15 protein-coding genes are annotated in these 17,398 nt (G+C 66.1%); 7 read left to right on the forward strand and 8 right to left on the reverse strand.

Going from position 1 to position 17,398, the window contains the following annotated elements; genetic code table 11:
* Positions 1-35 precede the first annotated feature (35 nt).
* The 6 genes from QW868_RS06135 to QW868_RS06160 form a co-directional block, all read right to left on the reverse strand.
* Entirely contained in the window at positions 36-641 is a 606-nt protein-coding gene (locus QW868_RS06135) for a Spy/CpxP family protein refolding chaperone (RefSeq protein ID WP_315771636.1), read from the reverse strand.
* A gap of 149 nt (positions 642-790) precedes the next feature.
* Positions 791-2,116: a TRAP transporter large permease subunit gene (locus QW868_RS06140; protein ID WP_316178712.1), complete on the reverse strand. Its 1,326-nt coding sequence runs from the start codon at positions 2,114-2,116 to the stop codon at positions 791-793.
* Positions 2,113-2,679 carry a TRAP transporter small permease gene (locus tag QW868_RS06145; RefSeq protein ID WP_316230129.1) on the reverse strand — a complete coding sequence of 189 codons (567 nt, stop codon included), beginning with the start codon at positions 2,677-2,679 and terminating at the stop codon, positions 2,113-2,115. The genes QW868_RS06140 and QW868_RS06145 overlap by 4 nt, the downstream gene beginning before the upstream one ends.
* Positions 2,680-2,801: 122 nt before the next feature.
* Positions 2,802-3,818 (reverse strand): TRAP transporter substrate-binding protein, encoded by a 1,017-nt coding sequence (locus tag QW868_RS06150; RefSeq protein WP_315796402.1) that lies wholly within the window; start codon positions 3,816-3,818, stop codon positions 2,802-2,804.
* Positions 3,819-4,117: 299 nt separating this feature from the next.
* The gene (locus tag QW868_RS06155) at positions 4,118-5,695 is read right to left on the reverse strand and encodes a 2-isopropylmalate synthase (protein ID WP_316230130.1); all 1,578 of its coding nucleotides are present in this window, start codon (positions 5,693-5,695) and stop codon (positions 4,118-4,120) included.
* Between the two features lie 112 nt (positions 5,696-5,807).
* The gene (locus QW868_RS06160; RefSeq protein ID WP_284423887.1) at positions 5,808-5,933 is read right to left on the reverse strand and encodes a hypothetical protein; all 126 of its coding nucleotides are present in this window, start codon (positions 5,931-5,933) and stop codon (positions 5,808-5,810) included.
* An 870-nt stretch (positions 5,934-6,803) separates the two neighbouring features.
* On the opposite strand from QW868_RS06160, the gene QW868_RS06165 reads away from it, so the two are divergent.
* The 5 genes from QW868_RS06165 (at position 6,804) to QW868_RS06185 (ending at position 14,930) form a co-directional block, all read left to right on the forward strand.
* Entirely contained in the window at positions 6,804-7,550 is a 747-nt protein-coding gene (locus QW868_RS06165) for an alpha/beta hydrolase (RefSeq protein WP_316230131.1), read from the forward strand.
* A gap of 240 nt (positions 7,551-7,790) precedes the next feature.
* Positions 7,791-9,350: a serine hydrolase gene (locus tag QW868_RS06170; protein WP_316230132.1), complete on the forward strand. Its 1,560-nt coding sequence runs from the start codon at positions 7,791-7,793 to the stop codon at positions 9,348-9,350.
* 249 nt (positions 9,351-9,599) lie between these two features.
* On the forward strand, positions 9,600-11,051 hold the full coding sequence (locus QW868_RS06175; protein ID WP_316230133.1) for a HAMP domain-containing sensor histidine kinase: 1,452 nt from the start codon (positions 9,600-9,602) through the stop codon (positions 11,049-11,051).
* A gap of 385 nt (positions 11,052-11,436) precedes the next feature.
* Positions 11,437-13,728, forward strand: a complete 2,292-nt coding sequence (locus QW868_RS06180) for a TonB-dependent siderophore receptor (RefSeq protein WP_410051280.1) — start codon at positions 11,437-11,439, stop codon at positions 13,726-13,728.
* Between the two features lie 23 nt (positions 13,729-13,751).
* Positions 13,752-14,930 (forward strand): PepSY-associated TM helix domain-containing protein, encoded by a 1,179-nt coding sequence (locus QW868_RS06185; RefSeq protein ID WP_410051281.1) that lies wholly within the window; start codon positions 13,752-13,754, stop codon positions 14,928-14,930.
* A gap of 280 nt (positions 14,931-15,210) precedes the next feature.
* On the opposite strand, the gene QW868_RS06190 is transcribed toward QW868_RS06185, so the two are convergent.
* Positions 15,211-15,501, reverse strand: a complete 291-nt coding sequence (locus QW868_RS06190; protein WP_315756329.1) for a hypothetical protein — start codon at positions 15,499-15,501, stop codon at positions 15,211-15,213.
* Positions 15,502-15,682: 181 nt separating this feature from the next.
* Here QW868_RS06190 and QW868_RS06195 point away from each other — a divergent pair, with 181 nt between their 5' ends.
* Positions 15,683-16,294: a TetR/AcrR family transcriptional regulator gene (locus QW868_RS06195; RefSeq protein WP_316230135.1), complete on the forward strand. Its 612-nt coding sequence runs from the start codon at positions 15,683-15,685 to the stop codon at positions 16,292-16,294.
* Here the strand turns inward: QW868_RS06195 and QW868_RS06200 are convergent, their stop codons facing one another.
* A complete protein-coding gene (locus tag QW868_RS06200) occupies positions 16,295-16,525 on the reverse strand; it encodes a hypothetical protein (RefSeq protein WP_316230136.1) in 231 nt (76 codons plus the stop codon).
* A 123-nt stretch (positions 16,526-16,648) separates the two neighbouring features.
* Here QW868_RS06200 and QW868_RS06205 point away from each other — a divergent pair, with 123 nt between their 5' ends.
* Entirely contained in the window at positions 16,649-17,374 is a 726-nt protein-coding gene (locus QW868_RS06205) for a Crp/Fnr family transcriptional regulator (protein WP_316230137.1), read from the forward strand.
* Positions 17,375-17,398 lie beyond the last annotated feature (24 nt).

A 17,398-nucleotide genomic window follows, 5' to 3' on the forward strand; every position in this document is an offset into this window, starting at 1 on the left:
CCCCAAATGAAATCAGACGGATCGTTAAACGGCTGTCAGAGCCGCCCGGACTCGCGTTCCTCCTCGGACCAGCCCATGCGGCCCATCGGTCCCGGGCCGAAGCGATGCTCGCCGAAGCCCGGACCATCCTCCGTGCCGCCCTCGCCGCGCTCCATCCAGCGGTGATGGCGCGGACCGTCCGGTCCCATCATGCGCCCCATCGGCCGGGTCAGCATCGACAGCCGGCGCTTCTGGCCGTCGTCGAGCGTCTTGTAGAGCGGGTCGGCGGCGTCGGCGACCTTCTTCATCGCATCCGCCGTGACCGCCATGGTGTCGGCACGCTCGCGCAGTCGCGCCACCGGATCGACATCCTTGTCCTGCGCCTCGTCGGCGGCCTTCATCCGCGCGTTGGCACGATCGAACCGCAGCTTGACGAGATCGCGCACCGCGCTCTCGACCGGCGGCCACAACTTCTCCTGGTCCGCCGTCAGCTTCAGTCCGGCATGGACGGAAGCGATGCGCGCATCGAGCATGGCGGCGCGATCTTCCGGATTCATGCGCGCATGGTGCATGTGATCATGAAACCAGCCGCGCTGGGCGTAGACCGCGGTCGAGCCGGCGATGGCGAGCACGGCGACAGCGGCGATGGTGAACCTTCTCATGCCAACCTCCTTGGAAAGTCGGATCAGCATGAGCCTGCCGTTCCGCGCCTTCAACTTACAGTTTGGACAGAGTGTACGACCTTACGAAGATGTAATTGCTTCAAATACCTTTCTGTTTTTGCAAATCAGTTTCAGTTTGTTGCCGCGCCTCAAAGCATCCCCAGCATGCGCGGCAACCACAGCGAGATTTCCGGCACGTAGGTGACGAGCGCGAGGAAGCCCAGCATCGTCAGCAGCCAGGGCATGACGGCAATGGTCAGTTCGGTGATGCCCATCTTGGCGATGCCGGAGGCCACGTAGAGGTTGAGCCCGACGGGCGGGTGGCACATGCCGACCTCCATGTTGACCACCATCAGGATGCCCAGATGCACCGGATGGATGCCGAGCTTGACCGCGACCGGGAACAGGATCGGCGCCATGATCAAGACGATCGAGGTCGCCTCCATCACGTTGCCGGCGAGCAGCAGCAGGATGTTCACCACCAGCAGGAACACCGCCCAGTTGACGCCGGCGCCTGCCATCCAGTTGGCGATCTGCTGCGGGATGTTCTCGTTCGCCATCAGGAACGAGAACAGCACGGCATTGGTGATGATGTAGAGGATCATCGCGCTCATATTGGCCGAGCCGAGCAGCACCTTCGGCACGTCCTTCAGCGACATGTCGCGATAGACGAACACGGCGATGACGAAGGCATAGACCGCGCTGACGGCCGCAGCCTCCGTGGGCGTGAACTTGCCGGTGTAGATGCCGCCCAGCACGATCACGATCAGCAGCAGGCCCCAGATGCACTTGCGGAAGGCGACGAAGCGTTCCGCCCAGCTCGCCCGCGGCATCCGCGGGTAGTCGTTCTTCCAGGCGCGGTAGAAGGTGGTGAAGCCGAGCAGGCTCGCCAGCATCAGGCCGGGAATGACGCCGGCGATGAACAGCTGCCCCACCGAGGCCGAGGACACGCGGTGGCCGGCCGGATCGAGCGCGATGCTGCCGCCGGTCGCGACCGCATAGACCACCATCACGATCGAGGGCGGGATCAGGATGCCGAGCGCGCCTGACGTCGTGATGACACCGGCGCCAAAGCGCTTCGGGAAGCCTTGGCGGACCATCGCCGGCAGCATGATCGAGCCGATCGCGATCACGGTCGCCGGCGACGAGCCGGAGACGGCGGCGAACAGCGCGCAGGCCATGACGCCGGCAAGGCCCAGGCCGCCATACCAGTGCCCGACCATCGAGGTCGCAAAATTGATCATCCGCCGGGCGACGCCGCCATGGGTCAGGAAGTTGCCGGCCAGGATGAAGAACGGGATCGCCATGATCTCGAAATTGTCGATGCCCGTGAACAATTTCAGCGCGACCGACTCGGTCGGCACGTTGGTCATGAAGAAGACGAAGGACAGCACGGTCAAGCCGAGCGCGATCGAGATCGGCATGCCCGTCAGCATCAGGAAGATGAGCAGGCTGAAGATGAGGAGGCTGCTCATCGCGCGGCCTCCACACCCGTCGTCTCGATGCCCTCGACGGCCGCATGATCATGATGCGGTAGCTCGTCGTGGCGCAGATAGTGCCAGGCGACCTGCAGGAAGCGGAAGCACATCAGATAGGAGCCGAGCGGGATGCAGAGATAGACCAGCCAGCTCGGCAGCTCCATGTCGGGCGTCACCTGGTCGGTCTGCGACAGGCCGTAGACGAACTTGGCGCCCATCGTGCCGATGATGGAGGTGAACAGCGCTCCGCACAGCAGGCCGAACAGCACCGTCACCTTGCGCAGCGATGGCCGCATCATGTTGACGACGACGTCGACGCCGACATGGATGCCGGTGCGCACGCCATAGGCGGCGCCGAACTTCGCCATCCACACGAACATGTAGATGCAGAGCTCCTGCGCCCAGGACATGTCGATCGGGAACAGCAGCGGATAGAACAGCGGCACGCCGACCAGATAGCGGTGCAGCACGGCCACGAAGATGATCGAGGTCGCCGCCGCGATCAGGAATGCGATCAGGATCTCCTCGAGCCGATCGAGGATGCGCAACAGAAAGCCCAAGTCCCCTACCCCCACAATCAAACGTCCGCGGCGCTTGGCTGCGCCGTCTGCCTTCTTGCGCGCCGAGTGCTTCACCCCCTCGATGCGCGGACCATGGCCCGCGCACCGCTCGCCTCACGCCATCAGTTGGTCGTGCCGCGCGTCTCCTTCAGGAACTCGTCGATCAGCGGCTGGCCGACGCGCCCCGCGACGTCCTTGTACACCGGCATCATCGCCTTGCGCATCGCCTCGTCCTGGGCCGGCGTCAGCTTGACCAGCTCGGTCTTGCCGGATTTGCGGATCTCCTCGAGCGCGTCGTCGTTCTCCTTCGCCGACTGGTTGTTGCCGTAGGCGGTCGCTTCCTTCATCGCCTTCTCGCAGGCGGCGCGGATATCCGGCGGCAGGCCGTCCCAGAACTTCTTGTTCACGACCACGACGTAGCCGATGTAGCCGTGATTGGTCAGCGTGATGTACTTCTGCACCTCGTGCATCTTCTGGGTATAGATGTTCGAGGGCGTGTTCTCCTGGCCGTCGACGACGCCGGTCTGCAGCGCCTGGTAGACTTCCGAGAACGCCATCACCTGCGGAATCGCGCCGAGCGTCCGGAACTGCGCGTCCAGCACCTTCGAAGACTGGATGCGGAACTTCAGACCCTTGTAGTCGGCGGGATCGACGAGCTTCTTGTTGGCGCTCATCTGCTTGAAGCCGTTGTCCCAGTAGGCGAGGCCGATCATGCCCTTGGGCTCGAGCAGCTTCAGCAGCCTGGCGCCGAGCGGGCCGTCGGTCACCTTCCGCAAGGTGGCGAGGTCGGGCAGGATGTAGGGCAGATCGAACACCTCGAATTCCTTGATGCCGATCGGGCCGAACTTCGAGTTCGACGGCGCCAGCATCTGGACCGCGCCGAGCTGCAACGCCTCGAGCTCTTCCTTGTCCTTGTAGAGCTGCGAGTTCGGATAGACTTCGACCTTGACCTTGCCGTCGGTGTACTTCTCGGCCAGCTCCTTGAACTTGTCGGCGGCGAGGCCCTTCGGGGTGTTCGAGGCCACCACGTGGCTGAACTTGATCACGATCGGATTGTCGGCAGCGAGGGCCGGGCCGGCCAGAGCGAGCACCGCGAGCGAGGCGGCGGTGGCGATCACATGGCGAAACTTCAAGTGCAAGGTGTCCTCCCGACGTTTCGGGGGACATTGCAATGACGCCCCCGCTTTGTATGCCAAGGACATTGTTAGCGGGTCGCCGGCCGGAATGCCATTGACCGTTAGCCGCAGAGGCGGGGATTCCCGTGCTGCAACGCAAAAATGGTAGTGACTGTCATTCCGGGGCAGCCGCGCAAGCGGCTGAGCCCGGAATCCGGAGGTTATTGGCGCTGGCGCAAGCCAAGCTCGGGATTCCGGGTTCGACGCTGCGCGTCGCCCCGGAATGACGAAGCAAGGTTCGGCCCCAATCGACGATCGTGAGCTCAGCTCGCCGCTGCGGCCGCCGTACCCGCGCCCTGCGCCACGTCGCGCTGGCGCTTCATGACCAGCTTGTTGAGCGCACCCAGATAGGCCTTCGCAGATGCCACCAGCGTATCCGGATCCGCCGCGCGCGCGGTCATCGAGCGGCCATCCTGCGACAGGCGGACCGAGACCTCGGCCTGCGCGTCGGTGCCCTCGGTGACGGCATGGACCTGGTACAGCTCCAGCTTGGCCTCGTGCGGCACCAGCGACTTGATGCAGTTGAAGACGGCATCGACCGGCCCGTTGCCCTCGCTCTCCTCGATCTTGGTCACGCCGTCGACGTCGAGCTTCATGGTGGCGCGCTGCGGGCCGCGGGTGCCGGCAATCACCGACAGCGACAGCAGCTTGATCCGGTCATGGGCACTGACCATGCCCTCGTCGATCAAGGCCTCGATGTCCTCGTCGTAGATGTGCTTCTTGCGATCGGCCAGCGCCTTGAAGCGGACGAAGGCGTCCTCGACCTGGTTGCCTGCCAGCTTGTGGCCCATCTCCTCCAGCTTGTGGACGAAGGCGTGACGGCCGGAATGCTTGCCCATCACCAGCGAGGTCTGCTTCACGCCGACCGTCTCCGGCAGCATGATCTCGTAGGTCTGCGCGTTCTTCAGCATGCCGTCCTGATGGATGCCGCTCTCATGCGCGAACGCATTACGGCCGACGATGGCCTTGTTGTACTGCACCGGGAACGAGGTCGCGGCCGAGACCACCTTCGAGGCGTGGGTGAGCTGCGTGGTGTCGATCTTGTTCCAGTACGGCAGCTTGTCGTTGCGCACGCGCATCGCCATCACGACCTCTTCCAGGGCCGCGTTGCCGGCGCGCTCGCCGATGCCATTGATGGTGCATTCGATCTGGCGGGCGCCGGCGCGCACGCCGGCCATCGAGTTGGCGACCGCCATGCCCAGGTCGTTGTGGCAGTGGACCGAGAACACCGCCTTGTCGGAGTTCGGCACGCTCTCGCGCACGCGCTTGAACAGGTCGTAATACTCCTCCGGCACGGCATAGCCGACGGTGTCTGGGATGTTGATGGTGGTGGCGCCGGCCTTGATCGCAGCCTCGACGCAGCGGCACAGGAAGTCGAACTCGGTGCGGGTGCCGTCCTCGGACGACCATTCGACGTCGTCGGTGTGGTTGCGCGCGCGCGTCACCGAGGAGATCACCAGCTCGTAGACCTGCTGCGGGTCCATCTGCAGCTTGTACTTCATGTGCACCGGCGAGGTGGACAGGAAGGTGTGGATGCGGCCGCGCTTGGCGGGACGGATGGCTTCGGCGCAGCGGTCGATGTCCTTGGCGCCGGCGCGCGACAGGCCGCAGATCACCGCGTTCTTCGAGCGCTTGGCGATCTCGTTGACCGCCTCGAAGTCGCCGTCGGAGGCGATCGGGAAGCCGGCCTCGATGATGTCGACGCCCATGTCGTCCAGCATCGCCGCGATGTTGAGCTTCTCCTCGAACGTCATGGTGGCGCCGGGGCACTGCTCGCCGTCGCGCAGGGTGGTGTCGAAAATGACGACGCGGTCCTTGTCGGACTGAACGGGATTGGACATCTGCTTTCCTCGAACTTTTCGGATGGTGCGCGTGGCTTCCAGAGGCGCTGAAGGGTGTTTCGGTGTCGAAGCAGCCCCCTGAGTGCCCAGGCGCATCCCGCCCAGCCGGCCCTCAGGGGCAGCTAAGAAGCAGAAGCTCGATCGCGCCGATCAGGTCGGCGGGCTGCAGCGCGGCGAGCGCGATCGTCCGGGCGTCTGCCCCGGCGATGGCCTCGATCTCTGCGCTGCGAATCAGCATTGCCAAACCCTTTGCGAGAACACGAAAACTGTGCGGCAAAACCGTTGACGGTTTGTTGCCGAGGTGCTCTCGACAGCGCTTTTACTGGGAATGGGAGGGTCTCGCAACGCCGAATAATGGTCAGGAGGGGTGACGTATTGAGGGGGACTGCCCAGCGGCGAGGTCCCGCCCCGCCCACCGCTGTCATACCCGGGAAAGCGGGTATCCAGTACGCCGCGGCCTCTCGGCTGAACCACAACCGTCCCTGGAATACTGGATCGTCCGCTTTCGCGGACGATGACAGTTGGGGTGGAGCGACGCGCTCCCCCCTCGTGATTGACGCAACATCCGCGCGCCTCACTCTCATCAGACCTCGGCCAAACAGCCTGCATCAGAACGCACCTCATCATCCCCGCAGCACGACCGTGCCCAGGCTGATCATCAGCATCAAAGCCCTCGTCAATCGAGGGTGCAGGGAAGACCGGGCGTCTGCCGACACCCGCGGCCCCCGTGCGTGAAGAAGTGCACGGGGCAGGAACCACAGGTACGGCCAGGACATCCCGGCCTCCCCTGCGCAACGGCTTTACGACTTACTTCGTGCTCTCCTCGGGGACCGGCTTGATTGCCCCCGTCACCGGCGCGCTCGTCATGAACAGCGCCGGCTTGACACCAGCATCGGGGTGCCAGAACCACACGACTTCGCCGTCCGCAAACGTGCCGGTCGTCCACCGGCACCCTCACGGCCATCGCTCCCCGCACTCCACGTATCGTGACGACGCGTACGCCCCTCTTCGACGAGGCGGGATGGCGCATACAATCATGATTTCTGAAAAAAAGAAAGTAGAATTTTTGTGCATAATGCAGCGACACGGCCTGTGATAGGCACGAGCCATGACCAACCGCCTCTTTCTCCACGGCGTCCCCGATACGCCCGCGATCTGGGGCCCGCTGATCGCAGCGCTCGGCGAAACCGTCGCCGTGCCCTGCCTGCCGGGCTTCTGCGGCGAGCCGCCCGCGGGCTTCGCAGGCACCAAGGACGCCTACGCGGACTGGCTCCTGGCGCTGATCGAGGCGCAGCATGCGGCGTTCGGGCCGATCGATCTGGTCGGGCATGATTGGGGCGCGCTGCTGGTGCTGCGGGCGGCGTCGCTGCGGCCGGAGCTGGTGCGCTCCTGGGCCATCGCGGGCGCGGCGCTCGATGCGGACTATCGCGGACATCTGATCGCGCGGATCTGGAACACGCCGATCCTGGGCGAGCTGTTCATGGCGCTGTCGTCACAACGGATGATGGCGCGTGCGTTCCGCCAGAGCGGCCTACCGGCAGAGCTTGCTGCGCACGAAGCCGCGGCATGGCAGGCACCGATGCGCCGGTCGATCCTCGCGCTGTATCGTTCCGCCAACGCGCTTCGCTTCAGCGGTGACTGGATCGAACGGCTGGCGAATCTGCCCCGCCGCGGCCTCGTGATCTCGGGCACGCATGATCCTTACATGTCGCTCGACACCCTCAGCCGCTTCGCGCAGCGCCATGGCGCCCAGCTTCATGTCGAGCAGGACGCCGGCCACTGGAGCATCGTCGAGCGGCCGCAGAGCATTGCCGCCGCGCTGCGGGCGCATTGGTCCGACCGAGAGGGCCGATGAGGATGATTGCCGTGTGAAGCCATCGTGCCTCGCACGTCTCCCTGGGGTTATGGATCCCGGATCGGCGCGCGCTGCCGGACAACGCTTGCGCGTTGCCGGGAGCGCGCTTGTCCGGGACGACACCGGGTATGAGGCGAGCGCCGGTGGCAGTATGACGGCGCGCGGCGATCATCACGCAATCTTTGATTGATTGTCGCGCTCTGATAGCATGTCCTACGCCCCGTTCGCCGGGGGAATGCCATGTTGCGTGTCAGGACCGGATTCTGGTTTGCCGTCGCCCTGCTGCTCGTCTGTCCGCTCACGCCCCACGCGGCCGCCGATGAGGCGAGCCGAGCCGGCTTTCCGCAATCCGACTGGCCAATCGCCACCCCCGAGGATGAGGGGATGGATTCGGCGGCCTTGGCGAAGCTCGTCGCCGCGGGCAAGACGTTCAGGTTCGACAGCCTGCTGATCACGCGCCATGGCCGCATCGTGCTCGATGCCAGCTACGCGCCCTACAAGGCCGACGAGCCGCACATCATCAATTCCTCGACCAAAGCCGTGGTCTCGACGCTGATTGCGATGCTGCTCAAGGACGGCGTGCTCGACAGTCTCGATCATCCGGTGCTCGACTTCTTCAAGGATCGCAAGATCGACAATGTCGACGCGCGCAAGCAGGCGCTCACGGTGCAGCACCTGCTCAACATGACCTCCGGGTTCGACTGGGACGAGGGTTATAGCGGCGGCGCCGAGACATCCCTCTACGAGATGGGCCGGAGCCCGGATTGGGTGCAGTACATCCTTGACCGGCCGATGGCGCAAGCGCCCGGCGAGATGTTCTACTACAACAGCGGCAACTCCCATCTGCTCTCCGCGATCGTCACGAAGCTCACCGGCAAGAGCGCGGAGGACTTCGCCAAGGAGAGGCTGTTTGGGCCGCTCGAGATCACCGAGCACGCCTGGTTCAAGGATGCCCAGGGAATTTCCGCCGGCGGTTTCGGGCTGGCGCTGAAGCCGCGCGACATGGCGAAGATCGGCTACCTCTATCTGCGGCGCGGCCGCTGGGGCGAGCAGCAATTGCTGCCGCCGGACTGGATCGAAGCCGTCAACCACGCCACCGTCAGCATGAATGCGAAGTTCGATCCGGGGCTCTCCTACGCCGATCAGTTCTGGGCCCTGCCGGACAAACACGTGTTCATGGCGGTCGGCTACCACTGCCAGGTCATCATGGTGCTGCCCGACCGCGACATCGTGGCGGTGATGACCGCGCGCGAGTTCTGTCCATTCCGCAAGCTCGCCAACACCATTTCGGCCACTGTGACATCTGACAGCGCCCTGCCTGCGGCGCCGGAAGCGGCAGCCGCGCTCGCCGCTGATGTCCGCGAGGTCGCGACGGAAACGCGAGGCCCGGTCGGAGCCGTGCCGGAGATGGCGGCTTCCGTCTCGGGCAAGACCTACAGCTTCCCGCCCGGCCCGCTCGGCATCAACACGATCAAGCTGGACCTCACGGGACCGGAACCGCAGGTCACCTGGGACATCCCCTCGCGGGACCGCGCCGGGGGAACGGTGCATCTGCAGAGCCCGATCGGCCTCGATGGCCTCTATCGCAAGACCGCGCCGCCCCATCCCTGGCAGCCCTTCACCTACCGGGCCATGAAGGGCAGCTGGATCGACGCCACGACCTTCGTGATCGACGCCCAGTTCATTGGCCAGGGCGAGGAGCGCAATTGGCGGCTCAGCTTCGACGGCGACAAGGTGACGTTCAAGACGAAGGGCCGCTACGGCAAGGACGTAGTGGTCGAGGGTCATGCGGCGCCATGAGTCCTCGGCGGCTCTGCGCAGCCTGACGAAAGTCGAGCGCAAATGCTGCAGCACTGATCGGCTCCGTTCGGCTGGGCGGAGACATGCCGCACGGCGAGAATTGGAACAGTTCTCATAGCGCTCTGCGTGCCGCGGGCGGCGGATGCGATCTCCCGTCGTTTTCTCAACCAACGCATCTCGTGTATGTCTGCCCTCCCGCCGAGGCTCTCACTCCGCGGCGGGGGATCGTTTTTCGATTGCGGTGGCATAATGTTGAGATTGCTGGAGCGTCTGGGTCTCCGTTTCGAGGATACCGTCGAGGAGCGGCGTTTCGTCGACCATTACGTCCGCGGCAGCACCGCCTGGACGCAGATCGCGATGCTGCTCGGCGCCTTCACCTTTGCCGGCTACACGCTGTGGGACTGGGTGCTCTATCCCGAGATCGTGCCGACGACGCTCGCGATCCGCGGCGGCACCGCCGTGCTGGTGCTGCTGCCGCTGACGGCGCTGCTGTCGACATCAGCCCGCCGATGGGCCGAGCCGATCCATCTCATCTATTGCGTCATCCCCGGCTGCGTGCTGCCGACGATCTACTGGGTGCTGCCGTCGGGTTTCACCTACTCTGCAGCCGGCATGATCATCGTCATCCTGTTCGTCTCCACCATGCTGCCGTTGCGCACCGGCTCCTACGCGATCTTCTGTGCAACGAGCTGGAGCGCGCTGGCGGTGGCCGAGAGTCTTGCGACCGAGCCGCTGCCGCCCGGCCTGCGCTTCATCGATCATTCGCTGGTCGGCAATGCCTGCCTGCTCTCGCTCTATGCCGTCGGGGCGCGGGAGTACCAGGCACGCAAGCAGTTCCGCACCGCCGAGGCGCTGCAGCGCGAGAAGGAACGCTCCGAGGCCTCGTTGCGCGATCTGCATGCCACGCAGGCTCATCTGGTGCAGGCCGAGAAGCTGGCCTCGCTCGGCCAGCTCGTCGCCGGCGTCGGCCACGAGGTCAGCACACCGCTGGGCCTCGCGCTGACCACGTCGACGGCGATGGAAGGCGACGTCGAGGCGATCGCCCGCATGCTCGGCGGCGGCCCGGTGCGGCGCTCGGATCTGGCGCGGGGGGTCGAGCGGCTGCAGCAGGGTCTGCACCTGACGACGCAGAGCCTGCACCGTGCCTCCGAGATGGTGCACAGCTTCAAGCAGGTCGCCGTCGACCAGGCCAACGAAACGCTGCAGACGTTCGAACTGCTGGGCTGGATGAGCGATCACGTCGCCAAGCTCCGCCCGCTGCTGGCGCGTCAGGGACTGACGGTCGTGCTCTCCTGCCCGGAGGGCATCGTGCTCACCAGCTACCCCGGCGCGCTCGGACAGGTCATCAGCATCCTCGCCTTCAATGCGGCGACGCATGCCTATCCTGGCGACATCAGCGGCGTCTTCACCGTGGAGGTCGCACAAACCAGCGATGACTCGGTGCGCATCGTCTGTGCCGACCAGGGCGTCGGCATGCGCGACCACGTGCGCGGCCGGGTGTTCGATCCGTTCTTCACCACGCGCCGCGAGAAGGGCAATGCCGGCCTCGGCCTGCACATCGCCTTCAACCTCGTCGCGTCCACGCTCGGGGGCCGCATCGAGCTCGACAGCCAGCCGCTGCAGGGCACGCGCGTGACGCTCGACATTCCGCTGATCGGGCCCGGCAAGCCGGCGGAGCTGGAGCTCGCCGCGGCACAATAGTCCCGGCCGATCGCGCGCATCGATGGGGCACGACGAGCGCGCGTTCCGGCACGACGAATCCGATGCGCTGACAAGGGTCGGCGCCGAGTCCCGAAAAATGAGACCGACGGTGCTTCATTCGCCAAAGCGGGTGAAGAAGCGCCGCGCATGCGCAACGTCTGCACGTTCGTGCATCGGTCTGCGCACGCCATGATCAGTTCGCGCGCGAGGCCGCAAAGCCGCCGCGTGCGCGCGCATGTCCGAACCAATTCAGAACATTTCGGCGCCGCGCTGCTTAGAGCAATTCAACGACACGCGGCGTGTTCATCGCTCGACCTCGTTGCTACACACCACGTCATGCAAACCGTTCGCCTGAACGGCGCGACGTTGGAAGTGAAAGTAAACGATGACGAAGATGGAAGGCCGGCGCGATCCGCGCTCCGGCATGTGTCACACGATTGCAATCCTGAGTGCCCTGACCGCCGACCTGCTCTGCTCCTCCACACTGCATGCCCAATCCGAGCTGCCGCCGGTGACGGTGGACTCGTCGACACCGAAGCGTAAACCTCAAGCCACCTCTAACGCGCCACAGCGCCGCGCCCAGGCGCAGCCGGCACGGCGCGCCGCGCAACCACCGCCGATGCCGACGCGCGCCGAGCGCGCCGCAGCCGAGGCCGCGGTGCTCGATGCCGCCAAGCTCAACTATCGCGCCATGCCGAGCGCGACGACCCTGCGCAGCGGCGCCTCGCCGCTCGATGCGGCGCAGTCGGTCAATGTCGTGCCCGCGCAGGTGATCAAGGATCAGTTGCCGCGCAATCTCGACGACGCGCTCGCCAACATCTCTGGCGTCACCCAGACCAACACGCTCGCCGGCACCCAGGACGCGGTGATGCGGCGCGGCTTCGGCGACAACCGCGACGGCTCGATCATGCGCAACGGCATGCCGCTGGTACAGGGGCGCAGCCTCACCGCCGCGGTCGAGAGCGTCGAGGTGCTGAAGGGGCCGGCCTCGCTGCTCTACGGCATCATGGATCCCGGCGGCATCGTCAACACCATCAGCAAGCGGCCGGAGCTGTATCAGCACGGCTCGGTCACGCTGCTCGGCTCGGCCTATGCCAACGACAAGACCGGCGCGGACGGCACCGTGGACGTGACGGGCCCGATCGGCGATGGCGGGCTCGCCTATCGCTTCGTCGGCTACGGCGTCAGCGAGGACTATTGGCGCAATTTCGGCCGCCACCGCGAGATGCTGGTGGCGCCGTCGCTCGCCTGGTACGGCGACATGACGACGATCCAGCTCACCTACGAGCACCGCGAGTTCATCAGCCCGTTCGATCGCGGCACCGCCTTCGTCAACGGCGCGCCGCTGGCGATCCCCGCGACGCGGCGGCTCGACGAGCCCTACAACAACATGTGGGGACAATCCGACCTCGTCCAGGCCTCGGTCGAGCAGAGGCTCAACGAGGACTGGAAGCTGACAGCGGCCTACAGCTACAACACCGAGACCTACAGCGCCAACCAGCTACGCATCACCTCGATCGACGCTGCCACCGGCGCGGAGACGCGCAGCAATGACGGCACCTGGGGCTCGCTCAGCCGCGTCAGCTACGGCACGTCCTACCTGCAGGGCGGCTTCTGGATCGGCGGCCTGCGCAACGAGGTGCTGGTCGGCGGCGACGCGCAATATCGCACCATCTATCGCCAGGACCTCATCCGGCAGAAGGTCTCGACGTTCAACATCTACAACCCGGTCTATGGGCTGATCCAGCCGGGCACGACGATCTCGGCCACCGACAGCGACCAGACCGACAAGCTCGGCACCTACTCGCTGTTCCTGCAGGACACGCTGCATCTCACCGACAAGCTCGCGCTGGTCGGCGGCGTGCGCTACATGGACTACGAGCAGATCGCCGGACGCGGACGCCCGTTCAAGGCCAACACCGATGTCGCCGCCGACAAGGTGCTGCCGCTCGGCGGCGCCATCCTCAAGCTCAGCGACCAGCTCTCGCTCTATGCCAGCTACACGCAATCGCTGAAGCCAAACTCGACGATCGCCCCGCTCAGCGGCGGCGTCGTGCTCGGCTCCAGCATCGCGCCGGAAGAAGGCACGGCCTGGGAGGCCGGCTTCAAGTTCGACCTCGACAAGCGGCTGTCCGGCACCGTCGCCGTCTATGACATCGACAAGCGCAACGTGCTGGTTTCGCAGACCAATGCCAGCAACGTGGTCGAATACACCACCGCCGGCAAGGCGCGCTCGCGCGGCGCCGAGATCGACGTCACCGGCAAGCTCTCCGATCACTGGAGCATGATCGGCAGCTACGGCTACACCGACGCAAGGGTCACGGAGGATCCGGTGTATGCCGGCAAGCGGCTGCAGAACGTCGCGCTCAACACCGCCTCGCTGTATCTGGTCTACGATTTTGGCACCGCCCTGCCCGGCCAGCTGCGGCTCGGCGGCGGCGCGCGCTATGTCGGCGACCGCGCCGGCGATGCCGCCAACAGCTTCGTGCTGCCGTCCTATGTGGTCGCCGACCTCTTCGCGACCTATGAGACCAGGCACCAGAACCTGCCGGTGATCTATCAGCTCAATGTCAAGAACCTGTTCGACAACGTCTACTATCCGTCGGCGGTGAGCGCGCTGAACGTCGCCGTCGGCGATGCCAGGCGGGTGTCGCTGTCGGCGACGGTGAAGTTCTAGCAACGAGGCAGGGAGGACGCCGCTTGACGCCAATGCGCATCAAACCAGCGCTGCTGCAGATCCACTCCGTCCTGGGCCTCGCGGCGGCGCTGATCCTCGCCTTGATGGGCCTCACCGGCGCGGTCATGAGCTTCGAGGACGAGATCCAGGCCGGCCTCAACGCCTCGCTGGCGCACGTCGCTCCGCGGGTGGAGGCGCGGCTCGCGCCGTCGGAGCTCGTCGCGCGGCTGCAGGCCGATCCCGAGGCCGGCAAGGTGGCCGCAATCACGCTGTCGCGCGATCCCACCGCCGCCGTGCGCATCCGCTTCGCGCGCGGAGAGGACGGCGGACGGCCAACCTCGGCGCTGGTCGATCCCTATGACGGCCGCGTGCTCGGCCCGATCAGCGGCGAGGCGTTCTTCGCCACGGTGCGCCGGCTGCATCGCTGGCTGCTGCTGCCGGGCGACGGCAATGGCGCCGGCCGCCAGATCACCGGCGCCGCGGTGCTCGGGCTCGTGGTGCTGCTGATCACGGGCCTCGTGCTGCGCTGGCCACGACGGGCCGGCAGCGCGACGCTGTGGCTCAAGCCGCAGCTCGGCCTGAACGGTCGCGGCCTGCATCGCTCGCTGCACAGCGTGATCGGCACGTGGATGCTGCCAATCTACCTGGTGATGGCGCTGACCGGTCTGTCCTATTCCTACGCCTGGTACAAGGACGGCCTGACCTGGCTGCTCGCGCCGTCCTCGTCGCCCGCCCCGATGCCCGGCAAGGCCTCACGCGACGGCCGCGCAGATTCCACAGCGCAGGCCAAGCTCGTCGCGCTCGACGCAGTGTGGGCCACGTTGCGCGAACAGATCGGGGATCGCTTTGCCGTGATGCAGCTCACCTTGCCCACGGGCGTCGGCACGGCGGTGCGCGTGCGCACCTGGCCGAGCGAGGCGCACGACGGCAGGCGCGACGAATTCCGCATCGACGGCGCGACGGGCCGGCTGCTCGCGGCCGAGCGTTACGCCGACAAGACCGTGGGCGAGCGCGCCCTGGCGCGGATCCTGGATATCCACCGCGGCAGCATTCTCGGCTGGCCCGGCCAATTCGTCTTCATGCTCGCCGCCGCGCTGATGCCGCTGTTCGGGATCACCGGCGTGCTGCTCTACGTCTCGCGCAGACGGTTGCGCCGTCGGCCAGAGCCGGCACGGACGATCCAGCTCGCTCCGGGTGAATGAGGACGCGCGCTCAGGCGACCGCGCGGGCATGCGACGCGCGCCGGACGGCGTTGGCGGCGATGATCACGTGCAGCAGCAGCGACAGGCCGCCAGCAGCGCTGCGGCCATGAACGCGGCACCGGCAACCCAGTGACGGATGAGAAGGTCCAGCATTACCTATTGACGTGCGAGTCGGCTGAACTTGCCAAGCCGGGTTGTCCCGGAGCGACTCCGCCTGCCCTGGGAGGCTGCGGCCTCATGTCCCGTCGCAGCCTCCAAACCTTATGGGGCGCGGCGCGACCTACTTCAGCAGCACCAGGCATTCGCCGGCCGGCGTGGCGTTGGCGCGGGCGGTGTCGCGATCGAACTTGCCGGCCATCACCAGCGGCCTGACACGCTCGACGATCGCGTCCTTGACGACGCTGTCCGGGCCGATGGCCGGCGCGGTCACGTCGTAGATCTGCTTCGCCACCGGCGACAGCTTGGCGGCGCAGCTGTCGGCGGCGGCGCGGTTGCCGGCCAGCGCGGCCTGCGACAGAAGACATTGGGAGATGGCGATGATTGTGACAAACGGGAATGCGACGCGCAGCATGGCAATCAGTCCTTCGTTCAAATGAGGTTCAGCCCGGTGCAAGCAGGCTCGGCCCGGAGCCCATCCACTCATTGTCCGGCCGCCCGCATGCGGGCTCTGATCTAACCCGAGCCGGCGGCAACGCCTACTCGATTTCGCCCGTCCGCCAGCCAAGGTCCAGACCGTGCAGCAAGCTCCTGAAATGCTTCGAAAAACCCCGGTGCAGAAGCGCACGCGGCAGACCCTGGACGTGATCTTCGAGGCGACCGCTCAACTTCTGCAGAGCGGCGGCGGCAAGGGCCTGAGCACGAACGCCATCGCCGAGCGCGCGGGCTTCTCGATCGGCACGCTCTACAGCTACTTCAGGGACAAGACCTCGCTGTTGCGTGCGCTGGTGCTGCGCGAGTTCGCCCGCCAGGAGGCGCAGTTCGCGGACGCGCTCGAGGCGCCTCGCGGGCTCGGCCGCGAGGCGATCGTCCGCGCGGCGGTGTGCCAGGGCTTTGCCCCGTTCGCCGGCCGCCACCATGTGCGGCGCCATCTTCTCGGCCTGTTGGGCCATGACGCGGAGCTGCAGAAGGCGCTGCACGAGATGGTGGACCGCATGACCGAGCGGCTGATCGAGGCGGCGGGATTGCGGAGCGAGACGATGCCGGCCGCGCGCCGCTTCATCCTGGTGCGCGCTGCGCTGGGACCGATCCGGGCCGCCGTCATGCGCGAGCATCGCCTCGTCGGCACACGCGAGTTGGAGGACGAGCTGGTGCGGCTGATGCTGTTTCTGATGGAGCAGGACACGGCGCCGGCGCGATCGGTCTAGTCACGAGCGATCGCGCCGCGCAGCCGACGAACGCTGTGCGGGTCTGTTCGGCGCGGTCTCGGATGGCCGATGGCGGCGCAGATCGCGGATGGCGCGCGAGAGCTCCTGATCCGACATCGGATGCACCAACGGATCGGAGCGGCCGTCGTTCCCCACCGTGCTGCTCTCGCCATCGGCAGCTGCACCGCCGAACAAGCGCCGGACCAGGTCGAGGAACGCAATGTGGGGCATGACTGTTCTCCCGAGGCGGCGCCCGGTGACATTACCCGCATCTTCTGCGCTCAACTTTAGTTCGGAACTGCCGGCGGCATCATCTCATTTGATATGCGAGAGGACGACACGGGCACGATTGCGATGGAAGCGAACCGGACCGTCATCACCAAGCTCAAGGAGCATTCGCAGCTCTCGAACGACGACGTCGCCGAGATCAAGACGCTCAGCTTCGCCCCGCGCGAGCTGGTCGATCATGAGGACCTGATCCGCCAGGGCGACGAGCCGGACCGCTCCGTCGTCGTGCTGTCCGGATGGGTGGCGCGCTATCACCTGCTGCCGAGCGGCGCACGGCAATATCTCTCCTTCCACATGCCAGGCGACTGGCCTGACGCCCAGGCCATCTTCCTCGACCGCATGGATCACGCCGTCTGCGCGATCGGGCCGGCGGTGGTGGCGAGCATTGCGCACAAGGAGCTGATCCGCGCGATCAGCCGGCGGCCGGCGCTCGGCTTTGCGATCTGGCGCGAGACGCTGATCGATGCGTCGATCTTCCGCGAGGCCGTCACCAACAACAGCGCGCGGAGCAAGCCGGCGCGCATGGCGCATCTGTTCTGCGAGCTGTTCTATCGCGCCAGGACGCTCGGCCACGTCCGGGACGATCAGTTGCCGTTGCCGGTGAGCCTGGTGCAGCTCGGCGAGGCGCTGGGCATGGCAATCGCGACGGTCAACCGCACGCTGGTCGATCTGCGCGCCAGCCGCGCCGTCGATTTCCGCAGCGGCATGCTGACGGTGCACGATTGGACGCGGCTATGCGCGATCGGCGAATTCGATCCCGGCTATCTGCACCTGAAGAAGCAGCCGCGCTGAGGCACAGGTCTCAGCGCGGCCAAT

Origin of the sequence: Bradyrhizobium sp. SZCCHNR1051, assembly GCF_032489615.1 — a bacterium.
GTDB lineage: Bacteria > Pseudomonadota > Alphaproteobacteria > Rhizobiales > Xanthobacteraceae > Bradyrhizobium.

Bases quoted from the DNA above. Each gene is read 5' to 3' on its own strand.
- QW868_RS06135 (WP_315771636.1), bottom strand. From the start codon at position 641: ATGAGAAGGTTCACCATCGCCGCTGTCGCCGTGCTCGCCATCGCCGGC.
- QW868_RS06140 (WP_316178712.1), bottom strand. From the start codon at position 2,116: ATGAGCAGCCTCCTCATCTTCAGCCTGCTCATCTTCCTGATGCTGACG.
- QW868_RS06155 (WP_316230130.1), bottom strand. From the start codon at position 5,695: ATGTCCAATCCCGTTCAGTCCGACAAGGACCGCGTCGTCATTTTCGAC.
- QW868_RS06160 (WP_284423887.1), bottom strand. From the start codon at position 5,933: ATGCTGATTCGCAGCGCAGAGATCGAGGCCATCGCCGGGGCAGACGCC.
- QW868_RS06165 (WP_316230131.1), top strand. From the start codon at position 6,804: ATGACCAACCGCCTCTTTCTCCACGGCGTCCCCGATACGCCCGCGATC.
- QW868_RS06170 (WP_316230132.1), top strand. From the start codon at position 7,791: ATGTTGCGTGTCAGGACCGGATTCTGGTTTGCCGTCGCCCTGCTGCTC.
- QW868_RS06175 (WP_316230133.1), top strand. From the start codon at position 9,600: ATGTTGAGATTGCTGGAGCGTCTGGGTCTCCGTTTCGAGGATACCGTC.
- QW868_RS06180 (WP_410051280.1), top strand. From the start codon at position 11,437: ATGACGAAGATGGAAGGCCGGCGCGATCCGCGCTCCGGCATGTGTCAC.
- QW868_RS06190 (WP_315756329.1), bottom strand. From the start codon at position 15,501: ATGCTGCGCGTCGCATTCCCGTTTGTCACAATCATCGCCATCTCCCAA.
- QW868_RS06195 (WP_316230135.1), top strand. From the start codon at position 15,683: ATGCTTCGAAAAACCCCGGTGCAGAAGCGCACGCGGCAGACCCTGGAC.
- QW868_RS06200 (WP_316230136.1), bottom strand. From the start codon at position 16,525: ATGCCCCACATTGCGTTCCTCGACCTGGTCCGGCGCTTGTTCGGCGGT.
- QW868_RS06205 (WP_316230137.1), top strand. From the start codon at position 16,649: ATGGAAGCGAACCGGACCGTCATCACCAAGCTCAAGGAGCATTCGCAG.